Genomic DNA, 23,964 nt, shown 5'->3' with positions numbered 1-23,964 from the left:
ACACGTCGGCAACACTCGGAGGAACAAAGTGTCCCTGTCCCGTCGGAATCTGCTCGCCGCTGGCGGCCTGGGGGTGATCGCGGCCGCGCTGGACCCCCTGGGAATCCTGCGCAACAATGGCGCCCCGGCTACCGCCGCGAACACCCACGAGGTCGTCACGACCCTCACCCGGACCGTCTCGTACCTCGTCACCGAGGATTACCACCCTGTCGCCGAAGGTCCCGGAGAACCTCACGTCGTCCGCGACGATCTCGCCCTCTACCCGCAGCCCGGCTACAAACGACCGCTCATCGCCTTCGCGCAGATGAGCGACATGCACATCATCGACGACAAGTCGCCGGTGCGGGTCGAGTTCCTGGACGCCCCCGACGACGGCCACCAGTGGGGCACCGCCAGCGCGTACCGGCCGCAGGAGATGCTCTCGGCACACATGAGCGACGCCGCGATCCGTGCGGTGCAGAAGTTCGGCACGGGTCCGGCGACGAACCTGCCCTTGGCGTTCACGGTCGTCACGGGCGACTCGGTGGACAACTCCCAGTACAACGAGCTCCGCTGGTACATCGACCTGATGGACGGCAAACCCGTCCGCCCGAACTCGGGCTCCCCCACCAAGGAGGAGGGCGTCTCCGGCGACCAGTGGCCGCCGCTGCTCGACTACTGGCACCCCACCATGCGCTCGTACGAGGAGGCCCACGGCACGCTCGACCGCTACTACATGGGTCACGCCCCCGGCTACACGCGCGTCTTTCCCAGCCTGCCCACGCTCTTCGCCAACGCGCGGCGGGAGTTCCAGGCGCACGGCATCCGCATGCCGTGGTACGCCGCCTACGGCAACCACGACGCCCTGGTCCAGGGCAACGCGCCGAAGGACGCCCCAGGTCTCGGCTTCCTGAGCGCCATGGCGGTCGGTGACCGGAAGCCGACCAAGCCCCGTGCACCGCTGCCGAGCGAACCCAGTATCGGGTTCGGCGTCCAGCTCCTGTGGGACGGCCTCGAGACCGAGGGGGTGACGCCTGATCCCGACCGGCGTCTCCTGGAGCGGGCACAGTTCGTGCAGGAGCACTTCCACACCACCGGCCTACCGGTCGGACACGGCTTCACGCAGGGCAGCGACCTGACGTACTACGAGATTCCAGCCCTCGCCGACGACCGACTGCGATTCCTGTGCCTGGACACCAGCCGGACGCAGTGGCCCGGCCCGGACGGCGCCATCGACGGCGACCAGTGGCAGTGGCTCGTCTCGAAGCTGGAGTCCTACAGCTCGCGCAATCTGAAGTTGTGGCTCCCCTTCCAGCCCATCGACGGTCCCGGCCAGCGGATCACGGTGCAGACGCGCCCGAACGTGGACGACAAGCTGATCGTCGTCTACTGCCACCACACGCTGGACACCATCTCCAACGACTTCGACTATCCGACCGGGACGCCGTTCATGAACGGCGACCAGCTGCGAAGCCTGCTCCTGTGTTACCCGAACGTCATCCTGATGGTGGACGGGCACACGCACACGAACCGCATCCTCGCCCACTCCCGGCCGCAGGCAGCTCGCCCGGACAGCAGTTGGCGAGGTGGCTTCTGGGAGGTGACCACCGCCTCCCACATCGACTGGCCCATCCAGAGCCGCCTCATCGAGGTCGCCGAACAGGCCGGCAACATCTCGATCTTCACCACCATGATCGACATCGACGCACCGCTGCAAAACGGTGGCGACCTCAGCAGCCCCGCCGGTCTGGCCTCGCTGGGTCGGGAGCTGGCCGCCAACGACCCGCAGGCCAAGCTGGAGGACGGCAAGCTGGCGCGGGAGGGCACGCCCGAGGACCGCAACGCCGAGCTGCTGGTGAAGGCGCCGTTCCCGATGACGGCCACCTACGGATCTCCGCTGGCGGCCGCGCCCAACACGTCCGGCGTGCTGGAACTGGTCGCGGTCAACCGGCGGGACGAGGTAATGCACGCAACCCGGACCGCCGGCGGGTGGTCCACCTGGGCCCAGTTCGACGGGGCGCTCCGCTCGGTCACCGCCGTGCAGACCGCCGCGCTCACCACCCAGATCTTCGGCATCAACCGGGGCGGTGAGCTGTTCAGCCGCGCCCAGCGCACGACCGGCGGCTGGAACGGCTGGGTGAAGATCGACAGCGTGCCGCTGACCTCGGTCGCCGCGGGCTGCAACGGCGACGGTCGGCTCGAACTCATCGCCACCGACGCCGACGGCCAGATCTGGCAGACCACCCACACGAGTCCCACCGACACCACCTGGAAGCCGTGGGCCCGGTTCGACGGCGAACTGCGTCAGGTGGCCATGACCCGGCTCAAGGACAAGCGGCTGGCACTGTTCGGCGTCAACGCCGCGGGCAAGGTGTGGCACCGCTGGCAGCAGCCGACCGGGGGGTGGTCGAGCTGGATGGATCTGAGTCTGGGCACCCCGGTGGCCTCGGTCGCCGCCGCCGCCAACGGCGACGGACGTCTCGAACTGTTCGGCGTCGACCGGACGGGTGCCATCCTGCACCGCTACCACACCAGCGCCACCAACCCCACCTGGACGAGCTGGGAGCACTTCGGCGGGACGATCGGCGCCATGAGTCACCTGGCCGCGGCGACCACGACGGCCGGGGTGATGGAGGTGTACGCGACGGAGCGCACCCGGGTGGAGGGCACCAGCGAACTCGGGGCGGTGTGGCGGCGCTACCAGACCAGCTCGGGGTGGTCCGCCTGGGCCCGGATGGCCGAGCCGGTGGGGCAGTCGGTCGCGGTGCCGAACATCGTCGGGAAGATGCTCATCGACGGGAAGAACGCCCTGTTGAGCGCGGGCCTGCTGTTGGGCACGCAGGCGCCGTCGTCGGTGCCGGACCGGTACGACAGCGGCCGGGTGCTGTCCCAGAACCCGAGGGCCGGCGAGCAGGTCCCGGGCGGCACGGCGGTGAGCGTCACCTACGGCGAGTACTCGGGCGGAAGCCGGTAGGTCCGAGGCACGAGTTCACTGCGGGCCGTTCCCTTCGGGGAGCGGCCCGCGGTGCGTGCGACCGAGATGACAGACGGGGATGACGCCCCCGGCGCCGGGGCACACGGAAAGGGACGGGCGGTGGGGCCGTCGACCCCACCGCCCTCGGATCCTCGGCCGCTACAGGCCGCTGCCGGAGTTGTAGAACCTCACCTCGACATCGTCGTCGCTCACGATGTCGTTATCGAGCACCAGCACGGCGACGTCCGACTCGGCTCCGCTGTCCCACTCGTAGCGGCCCAGCGTCAGACCTTCGATCTCGTCGTCGTCGGACGGGTCGAAGTCGACCACGCGTCGTCCGCCGTACGCGCCGTTGGCCAGGTCGTAGGCGCTGATGTCGAAGGTCGCGTTCGACGTCAGGTACAGATGGCCGCCGGCGGAGATGTGGCCGCCCTGCACCTCCTTGATCTCCCGAGACAGCGGGATCGACCGCAGCCAGCGATATGCGTTGGCCGGGTCGTAGACGTTGACCCGGTCGACGGACTTGATGGGCTGGTCGCTCCGCCCGAACGCCGAGCTGTAGAGCAGACCGTCCCGCGGATTGATCGCGACCCAGGGAATCGAGGTGCCCTGCGGCCGGTTTCCGTCCCCGCCGAGCGGGCCGATGAAGTCCGTGCGCATCGTCTCCGGATCGACCACCCACACGTTTGCCGGTTCCACGGCCACCACGATCCGGCGTCGCACGGGATCCCAGACCGGCGGACCCAGGTGGTTACCGGCGTCAGCCGGGAGGGCCAGGTAGCCGAGAACGCGATCGTCACCCTGGGGGAAGCGCGGCCCGAACTTGTAGAGCCGGCGGTGATCGGAGTCGTTGCTGCCGACGTACCAGTTCACACCGTCCGTGGTCAGGCCCTGCGCCTCCTCGGTCCAGTCCTCGTTGCTGAAGTCGGCGGTCGTCGTCGCGCGCCAGTTCGAGGGGTTGGACATCGGCGGTGCCGGCGGCGCCGGCGGCAGGTCGCCCCCCAGGGCAGCCCACGCCGACCATCCACCGGCATCGCTCTGCCATCGGTGCCAGACGTTGCCCTGAGCGTTGACCCCGACCAGCTCGATGCGACCGTCGCCGCGGCGATCGGCAGCCACCGACTGCAGGCTCCCGTCGAGCGCCGCCCACGACGACCAGTTGTTCGCCCCGGCGGTCGTCTGCCTGCGCTGCCACAGCTCGTCGCGGGTGTTGGTGCCGATCAGCACCAGGGAGCCGGTGCGGTCGCGCGCGACGGCCAGTGACGTCAACGTGCCGTCGAGTGCGGCCCAGGCCGACCAACCGCCGGTCTGCTGCCAGCGGTGCCAGATCCGGCCCTCGGCGTTCAGGCCGAACAGCTCCAGGCGGCCGTCCGCGTTGGCCTCCACCGCCACGGACCGCAGCCCACCGTCCAACCGGGCCCAGGGCGACCACGTCGTCGACCCGGCTGCGGTCTGCCAGCGGTGCCATACCTGGTCGTTGGTATCGGTGCCGAACAACTCCAGGCGGCCGTCGGCGTTGCGACCCAGGGCCAGCGAGCGGTACGTGCCGTCGAGCCCGGACCATCCCGACCAGCCGTTGCCCGCCTGCCGCCGGTGCCAGACCTTGCCCTCGGCGTTGACGCCGAAAAGCTCGACGCTGCCGTCCTGGTTCGCCTCCGCCGCCATCGAACGGAGTGCGCCGTCCAGCGACGACCACTCGGTCCACGTCTGCGCGTCCGAGGCGGACTGCGTGCGCACGCTGAGGCGGTCGGTGCCATCCCTGCCGAACAACGTCAGCCGGCCGCTCGCGTCCCGTGCCACGGCCAGCGTGCCGTGCCCGAGAACCCGGTCGGTAGCGGCGTGCGTGGCAGCCGGCACCATGGTCACCGCAGCGGCCAGGACGGTTACCGCGCCCAGGACCAGCGACCCGAGGCGACGCGACCCTCGGATGGACTTCCTCACCCTGTCTCCCTTCAGAAAAGCATGGAGAGCTGGCCCGGAGTCACCCCGGCGGTCCCGGTGCGGCTCCGGGCCAGCCCGGAAAGCGGTCACCCCGCGGTGGGGTGCACGGTTCCGTTCGCCGTCACGTCGCAACGGCCGTCACCGTTGCGGTCACCGAATGCCGTCACCTTGTCGGCCGTGATGGTGGACTGGCGCAGGTGGTGCCAGCCGAGGGTCGCGGACTGGTACCACCAGTTCGCGCCGGACGCCAGGAAGGTGTCGTTGGTGCCGTCGCCGTCGAAGTCGCAGACGGTGGACCTGGTGCCGGTCGTCGCGTTGAACCCGAAGGTGTTGGCAGAGGCGTGTAGCCCGGTCTCGTTCTGCACCATCGCCGCGTCGTCGAGCGCGCTGCCGAACTCCTGCCGGTGGGTGAAGACGTTGTTCGACACGTACATGCCGATGCTCGGCGTACCGCGCAGCTTGATGCCGGTGCCCGCGCTGTAGAGGATCGTGTTGAACTTGATGTCCATGAACTCACCGGCGAGCCCGCAGTTGTAGCTACTCAGGCCGCACGAGTCCCGGGCGTGCATGTCGATCATGTGGGTGTGGTAGACGTCGGTGTTCCAGCCACCGTTGGGCAGGACGAGGTTGTTGTACATGCGGTAGCCGCTGCCCTCACGGCCGTCGCCGGCCACCGCGTGGCGGTTCCAGTCGAACACGTTGCGTTCGATGAGGACGAAGCCGCCATTGCGCACCGCGACGCCGTACCCGCCCCCGTGACCGCCACCGAAGATGTCGCCGGTCTGGTGCTGGTTGTGGTGCATGTAGTTGTCCACCACACGGACCATGCTGGCGGGGTCGTCGTCCTTGCCGAGCCGCCCCTGGCCGTCGTCGACCAGGACGGTCGAGCCGCGCCAGCCGTACAGCTCGCTGTGGTCGATCTGCACGTTGCGGCTGGAGAAGATCCGGATGGCGTCGCTGTCCTCCTCCTCGGTCTCCGCGGGCTCCTCACCCTGCCCGCCGTCGAGGCGGATGCCGCTGATGCGGACGTTGTCGGAGGTCACCTGGGCCGGGTCGTGCCCCAACTGGAACAGCACCCGGGGGAAGGACGTGGTGAACAGGCGGGGACCGCGCGGGTGCACCGAGGTGTCGCCGAGGATCTGCACGCCGGCCGCGATACGGATGAACTCGCGGCCGCTGAGGTCCAGGTTCACGTCGCCGACGATCTTGATGATCGCGTTGGGCACGGTCACCGCGTTCGCGAACAGCTCGGCCTGGGTGTTGTGGGTGATCCAGTACAGCGGGGCGAGGTCACCCGCGAGCTTGGTGAAGTCCGACCAACCGTCCTGCTGCTGCGCACGCACCAGGCTCTCGCCGGCGCCGTTCATGACGACGTGCGCGATCCGCCCGTTCGCGTCCGCCTCCGCCGCCATGGTGCGCGCCTGGCCGGGCACCGGATCCCAGCCCGTCCATCCGGCGCCGCCCTTGTCGATCTGCCGGCGGTGCCACATCTGCTCGGCCGCGTTGGCCCCGAACAGCTCCAGGCGGCCGTCCGCCGCCTTCGCCACGGCCAGCGACTTCAGCGTGCCGTCGAGCTTGGCCCACGCCGACCAGCCGGCGGGGCGGGTCTGCGCGCGATGGAAGATCTCACCCGCGTCGTTCAGGGCGAACAACTCGACCCGGCCGTCCTCGTTGGTCTCCGCCGCGACGGTCCGCATCAGGCCGTCGTTGAACAGCGCCCACGGGCCGAAGGTGTGCGAGCCGGCGGTCGTCTCGGCCCGATGCCAGACCTGGCCCAGGTTGTTGGTGCCGAAGAGCTCCATCCGGTTGTCCTGGTTGCGGGCCACGGCCAGGGACGTCAGCTCGCCCTCGATCGAGGTCCAGGACGACCAGCCGCCCCCGGGAAGCTGCCATCGGTGCCAGATCAGGCCCTGGTCGTTGATGCCGAACAACTCGACGTCGTTGGTGCCGTTGCTCTGGGCAGCGACCGAGCGCAGTGACCCGTCGAGCTGGCTCCAGCCGCTCCAGGCCGAACCAGGCCCGGACTGCCAGCGGTGCCACACCCGGTCGGCACCGTCCGTGGCGAACAACTCCATGGCGCCCAACGCGTTCCTGGTGAGCGCTGGCGTACCGAGGTCAAAGCTGATCGGCTCGGCGAAGGCCGGCGAGGCGGGCGCGGCGATCACCGGCACCGCGGTCGCCACCATCATCACCGCAGCCGCGGCCCAGCCCGTACACCGTCTTGCTGAACGTGCCGAGCCACGGACCCTTGCCCGCAGATGTGTCATCGTTGCCTCCTTGAGCCCGGCGGGCGTCCGCACGCCGCCGGCTGTCGTGCCTGTCTCAGGGACGGCGTGACAAGGCCCTCGGAACAGTGTTCCGAGGGCCTTGTCACGGTTGTCCTCGCTCACCCAACCGACGTTCCATCGCGTTCCGTGGCGGCGGGTGCCCGGACGGGCGCCGCACGTCGAGGACGGTCGGGCGGTCGGGCCCGACCTATGGCCTGATCTTGAGACCGTTGTCCAGAGCAGTCCAGCCACTCCAACCGGAGGCGGTCTGGTGGCTACCGGACACCTTGCCCGCAGCGTCCACCGCGAACAGCTCCACCCGGCCGTCGGCGTCGGACCCGGCCGCGACGCCGTAGTAGGTCCCGTTCAGCTGGCTCCAGGACGACCAGCCGTTGCCATCGGCGCGCTGCGCCCTGGTCCACAGCATCCCCTGCGCGTTGGTGCCGAAGATCTCCAACCGCTGCTGCGCGTTGCGAGCCACCGCGACGGTCTTCAGGGTGCCCTCGAGCCGGTCCCAGTTCGACCAGCCGCTGGGAAGCATCTGCCAGCGGTGCCAGACATCGCCCGACGCGTTGAGCGCGAAGACCTCCACGCGTCCGTCGCCGTTCGCCTCGGCGGCCACGAAGCGAGCGGTCATCCCCAGGGTCGACCAGTTGGACCAGTCGCTGGTCGTGTTCCTGGTATTCTGCCAGCGGTGGCTGACCTGGCTGTCCTGGTTCGTGGCGAACAACTCGAGGCGACCCGCGCCGTTGCGCGCCACGGCGACAGACGTGAACGGACCACCCAGCGACGCCCAGGCCGACCATCCGCTCGTGGTCTGCCAGCGATGCCAGAGGGTGCCCTCCTTGTTCACGCCGAACAGTTCGAGCCGCCCGTCGTCGTTCTTCTCCATGGCCATGGACCTGAGCTGCCCGTCGAGCTGAGACCAGGCATTCCAGGTCGCCGATCCGGGCTGCTGCTGCGCGCGGCAGTGCACCGAGTCGTGGATCGAGGCGCCGCACAGCCGGACGAGGCCGTCGCCGCCGACCGCCGCCGCGATCGAGGATCCGTTGGCCGGGCCGGGGCCCCGCAGCGAGGCCAACGCCGCACGCGAGGTCGGGTAGCTGCTCACCTCGACGGCGCGGTCCCGCGCCTTGCTGTAGTCGAACGCCGGAAGCGGATCGCCGCGTCGCAACTCCGTGGTGACGAAGTCGTAGCCGTCGTGGTTGAAGGCGGTGCAGCGCAGCTGCACCTCCACCGGCTGCGGATTCGGGTCGACGGGCCGGTCACCCCACAGCGGCGTCGCCCCGCACGTCGGTTCCAGCCTCTCCATGTTGCGCTGGTTCGCCGCGATGAGTTCGTCCTTGAGCAGGGTGGTGCTGAAGCCGGCGTTCGCCCGGGCGAAGAGGGCGATCGGTCCGACCGTGTTCACCGCGAATCCCATGACATCGACAGCGGCCCGGTTGTCCACGACGTTGATGTACGCCCTGGCCTTGGCCACACAGTCGGTCGCCTGAACAGCGAACGCCTGGGCGTTGTCGGGGCTGAGCGCCTCGATGTCGGCGAACGTGATCACCGCGTTGCGGGTGCAGGTCTCCACGTCGGCCGCCGCGATCTCACCGATCTCGTCGAGCACCTCGGCCACCTGCTCGCCGACCTGGGCGATCGATGCCTGCAGCTCGTTGACCGCCTGCTCGAGCGTCATCTCGTTGCCCAGCAGGGTCTTGTAGACGTCGTATGCGGTCTTCGCGTAGCCGGCGTACTTGGCGTACTCCTCAAGCTTGTCGAGGGTGTCCGCCCGGGCGGGCGACGCCATCGTGAGCGCCATCATCGTGGCAACCGCCGCCGTGGTGACACGACGTGCGCCTCTTCGCACTTCCGACGATTTCACGTGAGCCCTTCTCTGGATGCTTCATAGGTCACGCCGGGTGCTGGCGTTCGTCACGCCTGTCCGGTCATGTCCGACGCGTTCCACACCGTTCCCTCCGGCCGGGATCTCCGCCGGCAGCCGCGCCAGTTTCCGCAGGCACGCGGCGTAGGTCGCCTGCGACGACGGCACCTGGGGCCGCAGGATCGACACGGCCCAGGTGAGCAGGTGTCGCACGCTGGCGAGGTCGCCCACCGCCTCGCAGCAGGAAGCGAGGTTGTAGAGGGTCGGAGTGAGGTCGAGATGGTCTTCGCCCAGACAGGTCACCTTGATGCTCAGCGACTCCTGCAGAGGGATGCTGGCCGCTGCGGCATCGCCCTGACGGAACAGGAGGGACCCCAGGTTGTGCAGTGTGACGGCCACCTCGTGGTGCACCGAACCGTACTCGCGGCGCTGGTGGTCGAGGCAGCTTTCGAGCAGCCGTTCCGCCTCGGCCCACGAACCGCTGTCGATGAGGATCGCCGCCAGCGCCGCCTCGTCCGCGACCAGCGCCCGACCGTCGAACCGCGGCTGGGCGGTCCGCACGGCGATGCCCACCCGGGCCAGCCGCTCAGCGCGACCCAGGTCCCGTTTCACGTGTGCCAATCCCGCCTGGTTGTGCAACACGGCGGCGAGATCGCCCGCCCTCGTCGGGGGCGTGGACAGCAGCGAGAGCGACCGCTCGTACAGGTGCTCCGCCTCGTCCAGGCGACCGAGATACTTGAAGAGCATGCCCAGCTCGTTCAGCATCACTACCAGCAGGTCGCGGTCACCGGGCCCGGCGTCGAGGGCTTCGATCGCGGCGGCCGCCGTCGAGACGGCCGAGGCGTAGTCGCCCTCGGCCGCATGGCGGCGGACGGCGTGCAGCGCGTTGTCTGCCTTCTGATCCACGGCTGTCTCCCTGCCGGGCCGCGCATGACGACGTGCCGGCGGACCCGGTCCGCCGGCACGACAATCTCCGCGGCGCTTGCGCCGCTAGGCCTGTCCGGGTGGACCGGCCGGGTGCGGGCCGATGTAGAGCCCTCCGGCGGCGGTCGGCGTCGGCGCGGTGCCGGCCGGGCCGCCGGCGTGGACGACTACCGCGCCGGCCACCAGGGCCAGCGCGGCGAGGCCGGTCAGCATCGCCATGGACATCCTCGTCATGACTCCCCCTGTCGGTGTGCTGTCGGGATCGGTCACAGGAGGACCTGGTTGTGGTTCTGACCGCACGCCCAGTCCGGGCACGAGTCACGGAGGGCCTGCGTCCCCGCCTCGATGGGAGAGGCGTCGCCCACGGAGGCCGCGACTGCACCCGCCCCGAGCAGCGCCGCGAGAATCAGGAGGCGGGGGAACCGCCTCACCCTGTCTTCGGCGGAGTGCGATGGCATCTTCACTAACGGCTCCTTCCAGGCACGTTGCGTCTCTCGGATATGCCGTGCCGGTCCGTTCCAGTTGGTTCCGCACCAGTGCCCGGTCCGCCGGTGCGCGGACGCGTGACCGCCCTACGGCCCGCCCTCGGTCATTCCGAGCGCCGATCGCCGAGCTGCGTCACCGCAGCGCGCAGCAGAACGGACGCCCCGTGGGTCAGCGGCTCCCCGTGCCCGAAGCAGGCGATCTCGACATCCAGGTCGGCCTGCCGCTCCATGGACCCGGCCGCCTGCTCCGGATCGACGTTGAACACCCCGAGGATCACCGTCCCGTCGGGCAGTCGCGCGATCGTGTCGCCGGTGAAGAGGACCCTTGACCGGGGCAGGTGGAAGGAGACGCTGCCCGCGGTGTGCCCCGGCACCGCCACCGCGACGGCCGGCTCCCCACCGAGATCGATGACGTCACCGTCGTGAAGCCGGTGGTCGACCACCACCGGGGCGGCGGGTTGCGGGGGCTTCCCGCCGTGGACCTCGTCCCAGAGGCGCTGTTCCCAGTCGGTCAGCAGCGGCGGCCGGCCTTGCTCATGACCCTCGAGCACCGGGGTGTCCGCCTGATGTGCGTACACCGTCACGTCCGCCCACGTCGTGATCTCCGCCGCCGAGCCGGCGTGGTCGACGTGATGATGCGTCAGTAGCAGGCGCCGCACGTCGGCCGGTCGATGACCGAGGCTCTCGATCCCCGCCGCGATGGCGGGTGCCGATCCCGGAACACCGGAATCGATCAGCGTCAGCCCGTCCGCGCCACGCCACAGGTACGCGTGGCCCACGGGAAAGCGGAACATGTAGAGATTCGGTAGCAGCTGCATGACGTCCACAACCGGCGACGATATATTTGACGGACCCTTGCCGACAAATGCGATTATGCCTTCTCAGCTCGCAGCGAACGGAAGCATCGATCAGCGATGGCCGAACCCACCGGGCGGAACAGCGTGGAACAGGATGGAACGCGGCAAGGACAGGGCGCGTGTCGATCATTGCGATCGGGATGACAAGTCGGTTCTCGTGGTGGACGGGTGCCCGACGGCAATCCGTGGGCTGCGGTCGGTCCCGCGATATGCGAAATTGCCCAGCTCCCGGTCTTCCCATTCGCGGAATCGCATGTACCATCTGGTACATGAATTATGGAGAGACGATCATCACCACGGCGAGGACCGCGGCCGCCTGGGCGGCGGTGGCGGACGTGACGGGCTGGCCCGAATGGACGGCCTCCATGGCGGAGGTGGCGCCGCTCGACCGGCCGACACTGGGCGTGGGCAGCCGGTTCCGCATCCGCCAACCCGGCTTCCCCACGACCGTGTGGCGGGTCTACGACCTGCAACCGGGTGTGTCGTTCGCCTGGGAGACGCACGCGCCGGGGGTGCACACCTTCGCCTATCACCGGGTGGAGGCCCAGCCCGACGGGACGACCCGGATCAGCATCGGCATCGAGCAGAGCGGGGCGCTCGCCTGGCTGGTCGCACTGCTGACCGCGTCGCGGACGCGACGGTACCTGCGGATGGAGGCGGCCGCGCTGAAGGCGGCCGCGGAGTCAGGAACCATCCCGTCGCCGGCCGAGGCCGCCGGGGACACCATGGACGAAGGGGTACGCCGCACCGGTGGCCGGTGATGCCCGGGAGGCGCTGCTCGACCGCTGCGTCAATCTCCTGAAGGAGGGCGGGTTCAGCCAGCTCAGCCTCCGCGAGATCGCTTCCGGCGCGGGCACGAGCCATCGCATGCTGCTCTATCACTTCGGCAGCCGGGAGGGCCTGCTCACCGAGGTCGTCCGGCGGGTCGAGGCGGAGCAGCGCGCCGCGCTCGCGGACCTCGCCGCAGAGCTTGACGACCCGGTCGAGGTGAGCCGCCGTTTTTGGCGGCGCCTGGCCGACCCGGCCCTGGCGCCGGCGGAGCGGCTGTTCTTCGAGATCTATGCGCACGCGCTGTTCGACAAGTCCTGGACCGACTCATTCCGCGCCTCGGTCATCGCCGCCTGGGCGGGCCCCGTCGAGGAGTTGTTCACCCACTTCGGCTGGGCCGGCCCGGAGGCCAGGCGGCGGGCCCGGTTGAGTCTCGCCGCGACACGAGGCCTGTTGTTGGATCTGCTGATCACCGGCGACCGAGACGTCCTGGACGCCGCCGCCGAACTTTTCGCCGAGCTCATCACGGCACCGCCACCGACCGGGGCGTGAGCACGCGGGTTCCGGTTGAGCGTCCGCCCGTGCCCGTGCCCGTGCCGGACACGGCGCCGCGAAGCGCAGCACTCCGACCGGTGACTCATCCCCATCTCGTTATCCGGTGGATGAAACTGCCGAATCGTGTCCTCATCGGCTCGAACGAGACGGGCGGCAGCCGGCACGGTGTTCCCGCCGGCCGAGCGAGCACGGCCGTCACCCGCCGGGGAAGCGGTTCCCCCGACGGGTGATCCAGTGGGCAGCCAGCGCACCAGCCGAATGACGATCCGGCCAGGCAGTACATGGAGCCGCACGGCACAGGCGGCCGTGGTCAGCCCTCCCACTCCTCGAATTGTCCCCAGCCCCAGTCGACGCCGTACTGCATCTGACCGACCAGGTAGGCACCCCTCGTCAGGTTGAAGATCCGCTGACCACACTCGTGGGGCACGATCCGCCACTCGTACACAGGCGTCGCCGACCACACCAGATTGATGCCCCACTCGCGCACGCCGTACTTCAGGTAACCTCCCCCCGGCATGTAGATCGCAGCATTCGTCTCCGGGTTGACCCAGCCGTCATCAGGCAGGCCCTGACCGAGCACGGTTACCCGCGACTGCGGCCACTCGGTCGGGATGATGTTGATTCCCTTGGGCTGGCTGCCGTACTTGTAGGCGTTGTCGCCTGGCCCCTCGCTTATTCTCATGGGCCCGTAGCCCCCACTCCAGGTGGGAAGGCCGTGCCAGTACTTGCCATCTGCCGCTTCGCAATAACCGGGGCCGTAGCTGCCGGCCGCCTTCGCGGGCACGGCGGGCAGTGCGGCAGTCACGGCAACCACCGCTACGGCACCCAACCGCTTCAGCGCCATCATCACGCTTTTGCTCCTATAGTTCCGTCAACACCCGACGAGGTGCCGGTGGACAAACACGCCGCTCCTAGTACCGGACGGGCCCGGGCCCCCACCGCAGCATCGGCCCCGCGCCGGTGTCCGGACCCATCGCCAGATACGCATCAATAGACGCATCAGGCGTGCCGATGTTGTGAACCAGTTGATCGCCGGACGATCCGGCCGGCTCGATCAGCCACTCGTACACGGGGGTGCTCGACCAGACCAGCCCGATGCCCCACTCCCGGGCGCCGTGCTTCAGATATCCGCCGCCGGGAAAGTACAGGGCGACCCTGGTCGTCGGAGTGATTGGCGCATCACGGGGAAGCCCCTCACCGTACACATAGATCTGCGACCTCGGCCAGTCGGTCCAACCGATGTTGATCCCATATCTACGGGTCTCATAGTGCAGAGAGTCGTCGTTCTTGTATGCCTGTCGGGCAAGGTTTCTCATCGGCCCGTAGCCTTGGCTCCAGGTAGGAAGGCCGCGCCAGTGGTAGTCCAGGTCCGAGGCCGTCCAGGCCGGCCCGACCACTGGCGCTTCGGCTGCCGTCGCTGCCGGCTGCATCACCGCGAGCAGGGCCACTGCCACAGCCGCGGCCAAGCCCGATCGCATCCTTCTCATAAGAATCCTTTCAAGGTTTTGTCACCTTGCTCCGAGGACGTTCCAGGCCGTTCCGTGACGCGCCCCGTGGTCCTCCGGCCGGGAGGTCTCCTCACACGCTGCCGAGTGCCTCGGTGGGAGGCATGCGGGCTGCCCGGACCGCTGGGTAGATGCCGGCGACCGCACCGATGGTGATCGTCGAGCCGATGCCCGCGACGATCGCCCACGCGGGTGTGACGGAAGGCCACTGCTGGAAAGAGGCGTAGGTGATGGTGATGGTGGCTCCGAGCATGGCGCCGGCGATGCCACCGAGGGTGGACAGCAACAGAGACTCCGTCAGGAACTGGAGGCGAATCTGGCCGCGGGTGGCACCCAGCGCGCGGCGTAGGCCGATCTCGGTTCGTCGTTCGAGCACAGAGATGAACATGATGTTCGCGATGCCGACGCCGCCGACGAGCAGTGCCACCGCGCCGAGGCCGAGCAGGAGCCCGTTGAAGGCTCGTTCGGCGGCACGTTTCGCGGTGAGGGCATCGGACGGTCGGGAAACGACGACCTCGTACGGTGCGGCCGGGTTGGCGGTCGCGGCGAGCACATCGCGGACCGCGGTGACCTGATGCTCGGCGGCACGCAGGTAGACGATGCTCGGGTCGGTGTCGGCCGCGAGATAGTCGGCGGCTGCGCGGGCACCGATGAGGGCGGCGCTGTCGAGTTCGGGCACCAACGGCACTGGTCGCAGGATGCCGATGACGGCGAAACGCTCGTCAGCGATCTGGACCAGGACGTCCGGCCCGGCTGTGGTGATGCCCAGCCGTCGGGCGGCTTCGGCGCCGAGGACGACTGCGGGGTGCTCAGCAGTGGCGGGGTTGAGCCAGGCGCCGTGGGCGATCGCCGCCCCCGTCGTGGTGGGTAGGTCGAGGTCGCTGGCGTAGACGATGACGCCACTGGTGCGTTCGGCGGGGATGTGGTCGTTGCGATAGACGTGGATGTCGTCGGGCAGCCTGCTCAGCGAGACGGCGGCGCGGACCGGCCCCACCCGCTCGATCATCGCGACGGCCGCGTCGGGCAGCCGGCTGGTGTCTCCGTCGGCATTCTTGCCGCCCTGAACCACCAGCAGATTGGTGCCGAGGGCGTCGAGAGTGCGCTCCAGGTCGGCCCGACCCGAGGCGGAGATCCCGACGACGCACAGCATCGCGGCGATCCCGATCGCGACGCCCAGCGCGGACAACACCGCGCGCAGCGGCCGCGTACGCAGCCCGGTCGCCCCGACCCGCAGCACGTCACCAACGGTCAGCCGGCTGACCGACAACGCTGAGCTGTCCGGGTGAGCGCGTGCACGGGTGTCGGAACCTGTCACGGGGTCACCGCCTCCTCCTGCGTTCCGCATGGCAGCCGATTCGACGTGCCGGCGTGAACGCGTCCGTCACGGACCCTGATCTGTCTGGGGAGGCCGGCGGCGAGTTCCACGTCATGCGTGATGATCACGACGGTGGTCCCGGCGGTGTTCAGTTCCCGCAGCAGAAAGGCGATTCCCTCGCCCGCCGCGGTGTCCAGATTGCCGGTGGGTTCGTCGGCCAGCAGCAGGGCGGGAGCACCGACGACAGCTCGGGCGATGGCAACGCGTTGGCGTTCGCCGCCGGACATCTCGTGCGGACGGTGCCACAGCCGGTGGCCGAGTCCCACCCGGTCCAGGGCTTCGCCGGCCAGCCGGCGCCGTCGCGTCCTGGACACCCCGGCGTACAGCAACCCGTCGGCCACGTTGTCCAGCGCGCTCACCCCGGCGGCCAGATGGAACTGCTGGAACACGAATCCGATCGTGCTCGCCCGGAGCGCGGACAACTGCCGGTCGGACAGCGTTGTCACGTCGTGGCCGGCGATCCGCACCACGCCGGACGTGGGCCGGTCCAACGTCCCGACCAGGTTGAGCAGTGTGGATTTGCCGGATCCGGACGGGCCGACAATCGCGGCCAGCTCTCCGGTCCGGATGTCCAGGTCCGCGTCGACCAGAGCGTTGACCCCACCCGGGTACGTCTTCGACACCCTGGACAGTTCCACCACCGGGCGCTGGCCGGGGGCCGTGGTCATTGCGCCATCCCCACGGTCATGCCCTCCTGGACCTCAGGTCCGCTGACTTCGACCCTGCCGTCGGCGTACAATCCTGTCTCTACCGGGATGATCCTGGACGCACCGCCCTCGATCACCTCCAGTCCGTGCCCGCCCTCGGTCAGGGCCAGCAACGCACCGACCGGGACCACCAGCACGCCCTTCCGTTGCTCGGCCACGAAGCGAACGGTCGCGGGGCCCTCGTCGGAACCGCCGAAAGCCTTGGGATCGGCCAACGCCACCACGACCTCGACGACCGGCCCCTGGCCGCCGCCGCGATCCTGATCTTCGGCCGGGGTCCGCACCGAGCGCACCACTCCCGGCGCCTGCGCCCCGTTGCCCAAGGCGACGGTCACCTTCGCCTTCGGCTTCGCCAACGCCTGGTGGTGCGCGGGTAGCTTCGCCGTCACGAGGCGCTCGGTGCCGGTGAACGACAACACCGGCCCACTGGCGACCTGGCCGGCGACGAGCTTGTGCGCGGCGACCCGGACCGAAGCGGGAGAGTAGAGCACCCGGCCGAGTTCGACCACGCCGGTGGGCTCAACACCGAGGTCCTTCTGCCACCGACGTACGGCTCCGGCCGTCTGCGCCGTGAACTGGTCATCGACGACGAACCCGGTGTAGCCCAGAGCCTGCAGGTTCTGCTCGAACTGCCGCACGTCCGCACCCCGGGTGGCCGGCACGGCGGGCGGAGTCGCGCCGGTACCGGTCGGCGGGGTGCCGCCGTCGCCGCCGTTCTGCTGCGAGCCGGACCGGCCGACGGTCAACTCCCGGTACGCCGGGAGCTTGCCGTACAACAACACCACCGGCTTATCATCGACCCAGAACAGTGCCTCCCCCCGCTTCACCGTCGCGCCGACGCCAGCGAGCCTGGTCACCGTCCCGGACAACCTGCTCTCCATCAGCAGTTCCGGGCCGTAGGCCAACTCACCTCGGGCCGTGACCACATCGACCAGGGTGTCCCTGACGACGGTTGTCGTGCTCGGAACGGCCGCCGGCCGGACCGACCCGGCCCGCGAGTTCTGCCGGACCAGCACACTTCCCGTTGCCGTCCCGGCGAGAACGATGATGGCGATCACCGCCCACCGGCTCCGCCGCGACGCACGTGTCCGAGTTCTCCCGTCCGCCGACTCGGCCACACGGACGCCGGCCGCCGGCCCCGGTACGGCAGAAGTAACATCGTTCGCCGCCTCGCCACCGCCGCGGGCAACAAGCGCATCGCGTCGCGCACGGTCATCCTGCTGCCGGTCGTGAGTCACCCCGATGCTCACTTTCCCGCCTTGACGGCAGGGTCATCGAGCGTCCCGCGACACGCCTCTTCGGCAGCGCGGTACTCAGGGGCGTCCTGGTCGGAGCGGTCGGGGTTGTCGTTCACCATTCCACGGGCGTCCAGCACCGGTTCGGGCATGTCGATCCCCTGACGACGCATGCATTCCCGGAACGGGCGTTCCCGGGTGAGGTCGGCGGCATCGAATTTCACCGGCCAGGCCTCGGGGAGGAAACTCTTGCACGCTGCGAACGCCTCGGGCGATATCTTGATCCAGCCACGCGTCCCATCCGTCGACAAGATGGCCGACGCGCCCTTGGTGCTGCCGACGGGCAACGGCTTTCCTTCGACCGGGTCAGGCAGCCTCACACCGTTCTCGTTCATGCACCGCGTATAGCTGAGCGCCTTGTCGTAAGCGCTGGCCCTGCCCGGTGCGGAGGATGCGCCCTTCGTGGCCCCGGCAGCGGTCTCCGTGGGCTGTCGGGGCGTGGCGGTGGCGGTCTGGGCCGGCTTCTGAGCAGTTGCCACGCGGGCATCCCCGGTGTCTGCCGAGCCGCCGCACCCGCTCAGGCTGATTGCCGAGACGGCAGCTACGAACAGCCCGAATACCGGGAAGGGTCGAGTGGTCGTCATTTTCTGTTCTCCTTTTTCGGGCAGCTCTCATCCCCGGCAGTCACGCAGCCGGTTCGAGTTGGCCTACCAGATCTTTTCGACGCCCGCCGCCTGCGGCGTGCAGGCACTGACTCAGGGCAGGACACCGGCCCGGTCGACAACAGCAACACGCAGGATCGCCTGACGTACGGGAGTGTCAGCGACGACAAGTGCGTTGCGACCCGGTACCGGCCGCCAACCGGAGCCAACGATTCTTTGATTCATGCCAAGGTATTCATAGGTGTGCGAATCGAAGATCAGCTCAGTTTCTCCCCCTGGCCCGTCGAAGACCAACGCGACACCCGAGCGACCGGACACGTCCACCACACCGGCCTTCAGCCGGACGCCGGGAATCCGGCCGATGGCATCGAACACGGCTGCCTGGACCTGCGGTGACAGCCTGCCCAGACGAAGGACTTCGGCGGCATTCGCCAGAGCGGGAACGTCAGCCCCCGCGAGGGTCAGCAGATCGTCAGTGGAACCCTTCGCGCGATACAGGTAGTCGTACATCGCGTCACCGTCGGTGGGCAATCCGGCGTCATGGCCGGCGACGAGGCTGCAGCCGGCGATGGAGGCGTCCTGCCGGACTTTGCCGCTGGGGGCCTTTCGGCAGGGCGCCACCGGCGTTTCCTGCCAGTTGCCGCCGCTCGTGCGACGCTGGATCAGGCCGCCACGGCTTCCGTCGGCCGAGCGCCACTGCCTGACCACCACGGGCTCGCCGACCTCGAACACGAGCCGCGACTCGCGCAACCGGAACTTCTGGACCACCTCGATCCATTCGGTGAACACAAACTGATCGGCTCGTGGCTTCTGCGCAGCCCTGGTCGTCGCCTGCGCAGCCGCCAGCTGCAACACCTGCGCGGGCGTGCGCGCGACGACCTGCGAGACGTCGGGCTTGCGGCTGCCCGGCTCGACCCCGGGTAGCGTCAGCGCCGTGATCGCCGCTGCGGCGGCAACCGCCGTTGCGGCCGGGGCCAGTACGCGCCAGCGCAGCGACCGCACACCCGCCCACAGGCGGCGGGAGTGGGACACCTCGGCGTGGCGCAACCTGGTGAGGACGCGGTGGCGGAGATCCACGGGGGGCTGTTCGACCGAGGGCTTCAGCCCTTCACCCAACCCACGCAACAGATCCAGGTCAGACTTCATCTCCACTCCCCGCAACGACAGACGGATCGGTACCGCCGAGCGCCTCGCGTACCCTGCGGCGCGCCCGGTTGAGTCGGGACCGGACCGTGCCCAACGGAATGCCCACCGCAGCGGCGACCTCCTCGTAGGTGAAGTCGCACCATGCGATGAGCAGCAGCACGTCACGGTCACCGGCCGACAGCCGCCCCAACGCCCGGGCCAGCGACGCGTGTGACGCCGCCGCCGCCACCCGCGTGGTGACGTCATCCGCCAGATCACCCACCGCGACCTCGACAGCCGAACGTGCCAACGCGCGGTAACGCGTACGCTCCGTGCGGTGATGGCGGGCCAACTTGCGGGTCAGGATCCCGAACAGCCACGGTCGGATCTCCGCGCGGCCCGGGTCGTACGAGTCACGCTGCTGGAACGCCGCCAGGAACGTATCCGCAACCACGTCTTCCGCCACGTGTTCTCCCACCCGCTGACAGGCATAGCGATACAGAGCGCCGGCGTATCGGTCGTAGAGGCGCGCGAAGTCCCCGACGTCGTCGTCCGACGTCTTCGGCACACCGCCCTCAGCGCCGATCGCCGCAATCACCATGTCCGCCCAGCCATCTCATCCGCCTACCCGCCGCCCTCAGATCTGTATTTCCACACCACCCCAACCGAGTTCACGCCAGATCGAGCAGCTCCCCATGCCGGGGGCGTCCGCACCATCGGCGACAGTCGTCGGGACACCTTCGAGGCAGCCTGGCCAGCCTCCGCACCGCGCACGACAGCCGGTGAGCAGATCATCCACCCTGCTCACCGATCCCCCACCAGCCGTTGGTGTCGCGGTGGTCGCTGTTTCGAGGGCTACAGTTTCCGGCCGCGTGCGTCCAAGGCGACAATGCCGTCCAGTGGTACGCCCGGCCTCAGCTGCGCCGGCTGGAACCAGAAGATCTTCACCTTCGGATCCCGGCTCCACGTGGCCAGTCGAGCGTCGACGTGCCGGCTCTCGGCGGTACCGACGATCCGCTCCGCCGGGCCGACGAAGTATCCGAAGGTGGGCACTGGAGGGCCCGTCGGGATGGGCCCGGTCTGGTCATAGCCGATCTGGTGAAAGCCCGGCCTGCGGTCGCTGCCCTCGACGTCGTTGACGACGTAGTCCGAGGTCAGTCTCCCGTCGGCGGCGCGGCGGCCGGCGACCAGCCCGATCGTCACGCGGGACTGCCCGGGCACGTCGATCGGGACGAAGTAGAAGACCCGCTCCTCACTGCCGTACCAGATCCCGCTGGCCACCACGTCGCCGACCGGTCGCGGCTCCTGGGTGCTCTCGCTCCGGGTGGGAGTCGCCGTGGGCCGGGTCGCCGTCGCGGTGGCGGCCGGAGGGGCCGTGGGCTCCGGCTCGGGCGGGCGGGCCGCCTGCACGCCGATCGCCACGCTGAGAACGACCGCTACCGACAGCGCCGCCGCCCCTGACCCGGCGAGCCGGCGGCGCCGGCGCAGCCGGCGGCCGTCCCGCATGATCGTGTCCAGGTCGAGGACACGGCGGTGGGCAGGTTCCGTCGCCCTCATCGCCTGGCGGAGCTGCTGTGCCTCGTTCATGTGCAGGTCTCCTGCGTCTCCGGCACACAGTTGCGGGTGCGCAGTTTCGCCAAGGCGCGGGCACTGGTGCTCTTGACCGTCCCGACGGAGACGTCGAGCTCGCGGGCCACCTGCGCCTCCGGAAGATCGAAGTAGTAGCGCAGTACGACGATGGCGCGCTCGCGAGCGCTGAGCGTGCCAAGAATGGCGAGCAACCAGCGACGGGTGACAACCTCGTCGGCGACGTCGCCCCGGTGCTGCTCCGGAAGATCCTCGCTGGGGTATTCGCGAATCGGCCGTCGCCAGGTGTCGATGAGGTGGTTGACCAGCACCGAGCGCGCATACCCATAGGCGTCGCTGCCGCGGACCCGGGACCACGACGCGTATGTGCGGACCAGGGCTGTCTGCGCCGCGTCCTCGGCCTGGTGGTGGTTGCCGGTCATCAGGAAGGCGGCATGCACCAGCCGCCCGGACGCCGCCGAGGCGAACTCGACGAACTCCGCGTCACCCCGGGCCATGCCGGCCTCTTTCACATCCCACGCCGGACAGGACGGTTGGAACGGCGGAGAGGTTGAGTCCGTACGACACCAACTTTGCGGCGGGATCACCCGTCCTCCTCGCTACGCAGCACCGACTGGCGCTGGGTGACGAGGAGAGACACATGGCAGGTAAGACTACGAGCGCGGTTCGTCTCGGCGCGTTGTCGGGGCTGGTGCTGACAACAACGCTGCTGTCGGGGTGTGTGGCACCGGCGTCCGGCAGGCCGACGATCCCGGCGGATCCGGCCGACAGCGCAGATGCTCCGGCGCGCGTGACGTCACCGCCCGAGCCGTCCCGGACGTCTACCCCCGTGACCTATCCCGCTGACGGCGAAAACCGGTGGCAAGGCGCTGCCGCGGAGGTGGGAACCCCGCGTGGTGCCGGGAGGCTGCTGCGCTACCGGGTGGCGGTGGAGCGCGACATCCAGGGCCTGCCCGTGGCCGAGTTCGCGGCGGAGGTCACCGGCACGTTGAACCACCCCCAGGGATGGACCGCGGACGGGAGGCTACGACTGCACCGGGTTGGCTGGGACCAACCGAGCGACTTCACCATCTACCTGGCCACGCCCGGCACTCGTGACGTGTTGTGCCAGGACGCGCCGGACGGCTACACCTCCTGCCGCAACGGCAACCGGGTCGTACTGAACGTGGCCCGCTGGGTGAAGGGGGTTCCCACCTACGGGGCAAGCCTCGCCACGTACCGCCGGTACATGGTCAACCACGAAGTGGGGCACCGCCTTGGTCACGGTCACGAGCTGTGCCCGGGCCGGGGGCGACCTGCCCCCGTGATGCAGCAGCAGACGCTGGGCTTGCACGGCTGCACCGCCAACGCCTCGCCGTACCTGGACGGTGAGCGCCACACGGGACCGTCGGGTGCCTATGACGACCCTGTCCCGCCCCGCGATCGAGGCCAGATGTCGGCTCCGCCTAGAAACTGAGGCGGCGTTGACACGTCCAGCTACGCCGTGTCGTCACACGACCTCAACTAACCTGTCTGGGCAGTACACCTAGCGCGTCTCCCAGTAAAGATGCCAGCGTTGGTGCTTGCTGACGAACCTACGGGTGCGTCCCTAACCTTGCGGCCTAACCAGCGTTAAGTGATTTGAGAAACGGCGGTCCGTCGATGGCTAAGGCAATCGACGGCACTGCAGCTTGCACGGCGAGTAGAGGTGGCGCTGCCGCCAGGCATTGGGGGTGGTCGACCCGGCTGATCCGTCGCCAACGCACCAGGGCAGTTTGCACCAAGTCCTGCTGACCAATGCAGATCACCGGTCAGCAGGTAGGCGTACCGCTCCAGGGCTCCACCCCGGTGCTGCGACGTACTCCTCGAACTTCACGGAGCCTCAATGGGGCGGGCAGAGGTCCGCGTTGCACCCGGATTGCGTTCGGCGGTGGACGGTCACCGGTTCGGCTCCCGGGTCGCCGCGCCCGGGTCGAGGTCGCTGATCCGGCGCCGGAGGAAGTCGCGCTCGGCCCCGTTGGCGGTCAGGTCGAGCGCCGCGCGGTAGGCGGCGGACGCCTCACCGCCCCGGCCCAGGCGCCGCAGCAGGTCGGCCCGGACGGCGTGCACGTACGGGTACGAGCGTAACCGGGCATCGTCGGCGAGCCGCTCGACGATCCCCAGCGCCGCCGCCGGCCCCTCGGCGAACGCCAGCGCGGCGGCGCGGTTGAGCTCGACGACCGGTGACGGCTCGACCGCCAGCAGCAGGTCGTAGAGGTGTACGACGCGGGCCCAGTCGGTGGCCGCGAACGTCGGCGCGACGGCGTGGGCCCCGGCGATCGCGGCCTGCAGGGCGAACCGTCCGGGTCGCGGGGCCTGCAGGGACTCGACGGTCCAGCGCAGGCCCTCGACGATCATGACGTGGTCCCACTGCTGCCGGTCCTGGTGCTCGAGCAGCACGAGCCGGCCCTGCGCGTCGAGCCGCGCGGCCCGGCGCGCGTGCGTGAGTAGCAGCAGCCCGAGCAGCCCGCGGGTCTCGCGCTCGACGGGCAGCAGCTGCACGAGCGTCCGGGCCAGGTCGATGGCGCGCTCGCAGAGGTCGTCGCGCACAAGTTGCTCGCCGGTGGGTGCGGTGTGGCCGGTGCTGAAAAGCAGGTGGACGGCGGCCAGCACGCTGTCCAGACGCTCGGGCAGCTCCGCGGCCGTCGGGGTGCGGTAGGGGATCCGCGCCTGGGTGATCTTCTTCTTCGCCCGGGTGATCCGCGCCGCCATCGTCGGCTCCGGCACGAGGAACGCCCGGGCGACGTCGGGCGTGGCCACACCGCAAACGAGCCGCAGGGTGAGGGCGACCCGCGCGGCCGGGTCGAGCGCCCGGTGGCAACACGTGAAGATCAGCCGCAGCCGGTCGTCGGGCACCGCCTCGTCGTCGTCCGCGTCACTGCCGGACGGCGACCCCGAGGCGTCCGCCTCGACGGGTTCGACGAGCAGGGGCAACTTGCGGCGCAGGGCGACCTCGCGCCGCAGCCGGTCGACGGCGCGACGCCGGGCCGTCGTCGTGAGCCAGGCACCGGGCCGCTCGGGCACGCCCGAGCGCGTCCACGCGGTCATCGCGTCGACGTAGGCCTCCTGGGCGCACTCCTCAGCCACGTCGAGGTCGCCGGCGACGCGCACCGTCGCGGCGAGCACGAAG

At 69.5% G+C, this 23,964-nt stretch carries 21 protein-coding genes; 4 read left to right on the top strand and 17 right to left on the bottom strand.

Annotated features, from left to right (window positions below):
• Nucleotides 1-28: 28 nt before the first annotated feature.
• Nucleotides 29-2,953 (top strand): TIGR03767 family metallophosphoesterase, encoded by a 2,925-nt coding sequence (locus tag C8054_RS26605; RefSeq protein WP_146179980.1) that lies wholly within the window; start codon nucleotides 29-31, stop codon nucleotides 2,951-2,953.
• Nucleotides 2,954-3,112: 159 nt separating this feature from the next.
• Here C8054_RS26605 and C8054_RS26600 read toward each other — a convergent pair whose 3' ends face one another.
• The 6 genes from C8054_RS26600 to C8054_RS26575 all read right to left on the bottom strand — a co-directional run bounded on the left by C8054_RS26600 (nucleotide 3,113) and on the right by C8054_RS26575 (nucleotide 11,258).
• Nucleotides 3,113-4,894, bottom strand: coding sequence for a tectonin domain-containing protein (locus C8054_RS26600; RefSeq protein ID WP_146179979.1), 1,782 nt, complete (start codon nucleotides 4,892-4,894; stop codon nucleotides 3,113-3,115).
• 86 nt (nucleotides 4,895-4,980) lie between these two features.
• A complete protein-coding gene (locus C8054_RS26595; protein ID WP_107161499.1) occupies nucleotides 4,981-7,083 on the bottom strand; it encodes a tectonin domain-containing protein in 2,103 nt (700 codons plus the stop codon).
• A gap of 286 nt (nucleotides 7,084-7,369) precedes the next feature.
• Nucleotides 7,370-8,971, bottom strand: coding sequence for a tectonin domain-containing protein (locus C8054_RS26590; RefSeq protein ID WP_107161497.1), 1,602 nt, complete (start codon nucleotides 8,969-8,971; stop codon nucleotides 7,370-7,372).
• Nucleotides 8,972-9,052: 81 nt separating this feature from the next.
• Nucleotides 9,053-9,937: a tetratricopeptide repeat protein gene (locus C8054_RS26585; protein WP_107161495.1), complete on the bottom strand. Its 885-nt coding sequence runs from the start codon at nucleotides 9,935-9,937 to the stop codon at nucleotides 9,053-9,055.
• Nucleotides 9,938-10,021: 84 nt separating this feature from the next.
• Nucleotides 10,022-10,189: a hypothetical protein gene (locus C8054_RS32135; RefSeq protein WP_158273894.1), complete on the bottom strand. Its 168-nt coding sequence runs from the start codon at nucleotides 10,187-10,189 to the stop codon at nucleotides 10,022-10,024.
• 355 nt (nucleotides 10,190-10,544) lie between these two features.
• Entirely contained in the window at nucleotides 10,545-11,258 is a 714-nt protein-coding gene (locus C8054_RS26575) for an MBL fold metallo-hydrolase (RefSeq protein ID WP_233220191.1), read from the bottom strand.
• Nucleotides 11,259-11,566: 308 nt separating this feature from the next.
• On the opposite strand from C8054_RS26575, the gene C8054_RS26570 reads away from it, so the two are divergent.
• The gene (locus tag C8054_RS26570) at nucleotides 11,567-12,058 is read left to right on the top strand and encodes an SRPBCC family protein (RefSeq protein ID WP_107161488.1); all 492 of its coding nucleotides are present in this window, start codon (nucleotides 11,567-11,569) and stop codon (nucleotides 12,056-12,058) included.
• Entirely contained in the window at nucleotides 12,048-12,617 is a 570-nt protein-coding gene (locus C8054_RS26565) for a TetR/AcrR family transcriptional regulator (protein WP_107161486.1), read from the top strand. Before C8054_RS26570 ends, C8054_RS26565 begins: the two co-directional genes overlap by 11 nt.
• 313 nt (nucleotides 12,618-12,930) lie before the next feature.
• Here C8054_RS26565 and C8054_RS26560 read toward each other — a convergent pair whose 3' ends face one another.
• From C8054_RS26560 to C8054_RS26515, 10 genes are all read right to left on the bottom strand, one after another.
• A complete protein-coding gene (locus C8054_RS26560; protein WP_146179978.1) occupies nucleotides 12,931-13,470 on the bottom strand; it encodes a hypothetical protein in 540 nt (179 codons plus the stop codon).
• A gap of 61 nt (nucleotides 13,471-13,531) precedes the next feature.
• On the bottom strand, nucleotides 13,532-14,068 hold the full coding sequence (locus tag C8054_RS26555) for a hypothetical protein (protein WP_107161482.1): 537 nt from the start codon (nucleotides 14,066-14,068) through the stop codon (nucleotides 13,532-13,534).
• 130 nt (nucleotides 14,069-14,198) lie between these two features.
• Nucleotides 14,199-15,440 (bottom strand): ABC transporter permease, encoded by a 1,242-nt coding sequence (locus C8054_RS26550; RefSeq protein ID WP_233220189.1) that lies wholly within the window; start codon nucleotides 15,438-15,440, stop codon nucleotides 14,199-14,201.
• Nucleotides 15,437-16,141, bottom strand: coding sequence for an ABC transporter ATP-binding protein (locus tag C8054_RS26545; RefSeq protein WP_199199933.1), 705 nt, complete (start codon nucleotides 16,139-16,141; stop codon nucleotides 15,437-15,439). Before C8054_RS26545 ends, C8054_RS26550 begins: the two co-directional genes overlap by 4 nt.
• 23 nt (nucleotides 16,142-16,164) lie before the next feature.
• Nucleotides 16,165-17,265, bottom strand: coding sequence for a peptidoglycan-binding protein (locus tag C8054_RS26540; protein WP_199199930.1), 1,101 nt, complete (start codon nucleotides 17,263-17,265; stop codon nucleotides 16,165-16,167).
• A gap of 188 nt (nucleotides 17,266-17,453) precedes the next feature.
• Entirely contained in the window at nucleotides 17,454-18,086 is a 633-nt protein-coding gene (locus C8054_RS26535) for a hypothetical protein (protein ID WP_107161478.1), read from the bottom strand.
• Nucleotides 18,087-18,197: 111 nt separating this feature from the next.
• A complete protein-coding gene (locus C8054_RS26530) occupies nucleotides 18,198-19,250 on the bottom strand; it encodes a CU044_5270 family protein (protein ID WP_107161476.1) in 1,053 nt (350 codons plus the stop codon).
• Nucleotides 19,240-19,830, bottom strand: a complete 591-nt coding sequence (locus C8054_RS26525) for an RNA polymerase sigma factor (RefSeq protein ID WP_107161474.1) — start codon at nucleotides 19,828-19,830, stop codon at nucleotides 19,240-19,242. The genes C8054_RS26530 and C8054_RS26525 overlap by 11 nt, the downstream gene beginning before the upstream one ends.
• Nucleotides 19,831-20,084: 254 nt before the next feature.
• Nucleotides 20,085-20,816 (bottom strand): hypothetical protein, encoded by a 732-nt coding sequence (locus C8054_RS26520; protein ID WP_107161472.1) that lies wholly within the window; start codon nucleotides 20,814-20,816, stop codon nucleotides 20,085-20,087.
• Entirely contained in the window at nucleotides 20,813-21,313 is a 501-nt protein-coding gene (locus C8054_RS26515) for a SigE family RNA polymerase sigma factor (RefSeq protein ID WP_107161529.1), read from the bottom strand. Before C8054_RS26515 ends, C8054_RS26520 begins: the two co-directional genes overlap by 4 nt.
• A gap of 143 nt (nucleotides 21,314-21,456) precedes the next feature.
• On the opposite strand from C8054_RS26515, the gene C8054_RS26510 reads away from it, so the two are divergent.
• Entirely contained in the window at nucleotides 21,457-22,272 is an 816-nt protein-coding gene (locus tag C8054_RS26510; protein WP_107161470.1) for a DUF3152 domain-containing protein, read from the top strand.
• 461 nt (nucleotides 22,273-22,733) lie between these two features.
• On the opposite strand, the gene C8054_RS26505 is transcribed toward C8054_RS26510, so the two are convergent.
• A complete protein-coding gene (locus C8054_RS26505) occupies nucleotides 22,734-23,960 on the bottom strand; it encodes an RNA polymerase sigma factor (protein ID WP_107161468.1) in 1,227 nt (408 codons plus the stop codon).
• Between the last annotated feature and the right edge of the window lie 4 nt (nucleotides 23,961-23,964).

Origin of the sequence: Micromonospora sp. RP3T (assembly GCF_003027925.1) — a bacterium.
Taxonomy (GTDB): domain Bacteria; phylum Actinomycetota; class Actinomycetes; order Mycobacteriales; family Micromonosporaceae; genus Micromonospora.
Note: the sequence above shows the minus strand (reverse complement) of the source record. Positions and strands in the feature narration are given on the sequence as shown.